The organism is Mesorhizobium sp. M7A.F.Ca.CA.004.06.1.1, from assembly GCF_003999135.1.
Classification (GTDB): Bacteria; Pseudomonadota; Alphaproteobacteria; order Rhizobiales; family Rhizobiaceae; genus Mesorhizobium.
Genome location: NZ_RZPQ01000919.1, coordinates 1 through 2037 on the forward strand (window position 1 = coordinate 1; position 2037 = coordinate 2037).

Annotated in this window: 2 protein-coding genes and 1 pseudogene; all 3 read left to right on the top strand. The window is 65.4% G+C overall.

The window, feature by feature from the left end:
* Window positions 1-249: pseudogene (locus EN906_RS32110) on the top strand (ABC transporter permease); the annotation flags it as partial.
* The gene (locus tag EN906_RS32115) at window positions 246-1259 is read left to right on the top strand and encodes an ABC transporter ATP-binding protein (RefSeq protein ID WP_236383551.1); all 1014 of its coding nucleotides are present in this window, start codon (window positions 246-248) and stop codon (window positions 1257-1259) included. The pseudogene EN906_RS32110 and the gene EN906_RS32115, both read left to right, overlap by 4 nt.
* Window positions 1256-2037: ATP-binding cassette domain-containing protein (locus tag EN906_RS32120; protein ID WP_164777531.1), on the top strand; the 782-nt coding region annotated here is incomplete at its 3' end. The genes EN906_RS32115 and EN906_RS32120, both read left to right, overlap by 4 nt.

Sequence of the window (2037 nt, forward strand, 5' to 3'; positions counted from 1 at the left end):
GTGCTGGCGATGTCGTCGGTGATCGTCGCCGCCGCGATCCTCACCGAAGCGGCGTTGTCGTTCCTCGGCCTGGGCGACCCCAACCGGGTCACCTGGGGCGGAATGATCGCCGAAGGCCGCGCTGTCCTGCGTACCGCGCCCTTCCTGTCGATTGTCCCGGGCATAGCGCTGGTGCTGACCGTGCTCGGCGTCTATCTCGCCGGCGAAGGCATTGTCGAGACGACAGCGGTCAGGAGAGACCTGTCGTGACCACGCTCGCTTCGATCCGCGACCTGACGGTGACCTACCGGCGTGACGGCAATGAGGTGGCAGCGCTGAGGAGTGTAGGCCTCGATATTGCCAATGGCGAACGCCTCGCCATCATCGGCGAAAGCGGTTCAGGCAAAAGCACGCTGGCACTGGCGATTGCCGGGCTGTTGCCTGCGTCCGCCAAGGTTGATGGGCGGATCGATTGGTTCTTACATCCGCCGTTGGGCGCCAAGGCGCCCCCCTCTGTCCTGCCGGACATCTCCCCCTCAAGGGGGGAGATTGGCAGTTCCCCCGCAGGCCCTCTTTCTGCATCTCTGGCGATGGGCGAAAGTGGAGACAAGGGCGTAATCTCCCCTCTTGAGGGGGAGATGTCCGGCAGGACAGAGGGGGGCCTCGTAAGGCGCAAAGTCCGAAAGTCTTCCCTCAAACAGAGCTACATCCCCCGCCTCGGCCGCGACATCGGCTTCGTCTTCCAGGACCCCTCCGCCAGCCTCGATCCTGTCATGACCATCGGCAAGCAAATCGCCGAAGTAGCGCGCACGCATCTCGGCCTCACCTGGTCCCAGTCCTATGCCAAGGCCAAAAGCCTGCTGGAGCGCGTCCGCCTGCCGGACCCGGACTCAGCCTTGCGCGCCTTCCCGCATCAGCTTTCCGGCGGCCAGAAGCAGCGTGTGGCGATCGCCGCAGCCATTGCGGCCGGTCCGAAATTGCTGATCGCCGACGAAGCGACCAGCGCGCTCGATACCATCGTACAGGCCGAGATCGTCGCCTTGATCCGACGCCTGGTGACCGAGGACGGCATGACGCTGCTGTTCATCAGCCATGACATCGCGCTGGCGGCCGATCTTGCCGACCGCATCGCCGTTTTCCGTCATGGCCAGTTGGTCGAGCTTGGCATGACGGCGCAGATTGTCGGCGCCCCGGCCCAGCCCTATACGCGTGCATTGCTCGACGCCCATATAGGCCTCGACACCAGGCCGTTGCTGGACCGAGCCGGGCTCCACGCATGAGCCTGCTGGCGGTGTCCAACCTGACCAAGCGCTACCGTCGCGGCGACAAGACTATCGCTGCCGTCGACGATGTCTCCTTTCACATCGACCCCGGTGAGACGCTGGCGTTGGCGGGACCTTCCGGCAGCGGCAAGTCGACGATCGCGCGGTTGGTGCTGCGATTGATCGAGCCGGACGCCGGGCGCATCGACTTCGAGGGCAGTGATTTCCTGGCCTTGAGCGGCGCCAAGCTGCGTGCACGCCGCGCACGCCTGCAAATGGTGTTCCAGGATCCATTGGCCGCCTTCAACCCGCGCGCCACGGTGGCGCGTGTGCTCGACGATCCCTTGCGCATCCATGGCATCGCCTCCCCCGCCGAGCGGCCGCGCCGCATCGCCGCCTTGCTGGAGCGCGTCGGGCTGACGGCTGATCTCGCCCCACGCGCCATCCACGAAATCTCCGGCGGCCAGCGGCAGCGCGTCGCCATTGCGCGCGCCATCGCCACAAAGCCGTCGCTGATCGTGCTCGACGAGGCGGTGTCGGCGCTCGACGTCTCCGTGCGCGGAGAGATCCTCGAGCTTTTGCTCGACCTGCAACGCCAGGAAAAGATCGCCTATCTCTTCATTTCACATGATCTCGGCGTCATCAGGTCGGTCGCCCACCGCGTCATCCTTCTCGATGCCGGGCGGATTGCCGAAAGTGGCGATGCCCAAACCGTCATCGACGCACCGCAATCGGCCATCGGCAAGGCGCTGGTGGCGGCAGCACCGAGATTGAACCGGACTCTGATGCGGCTGGC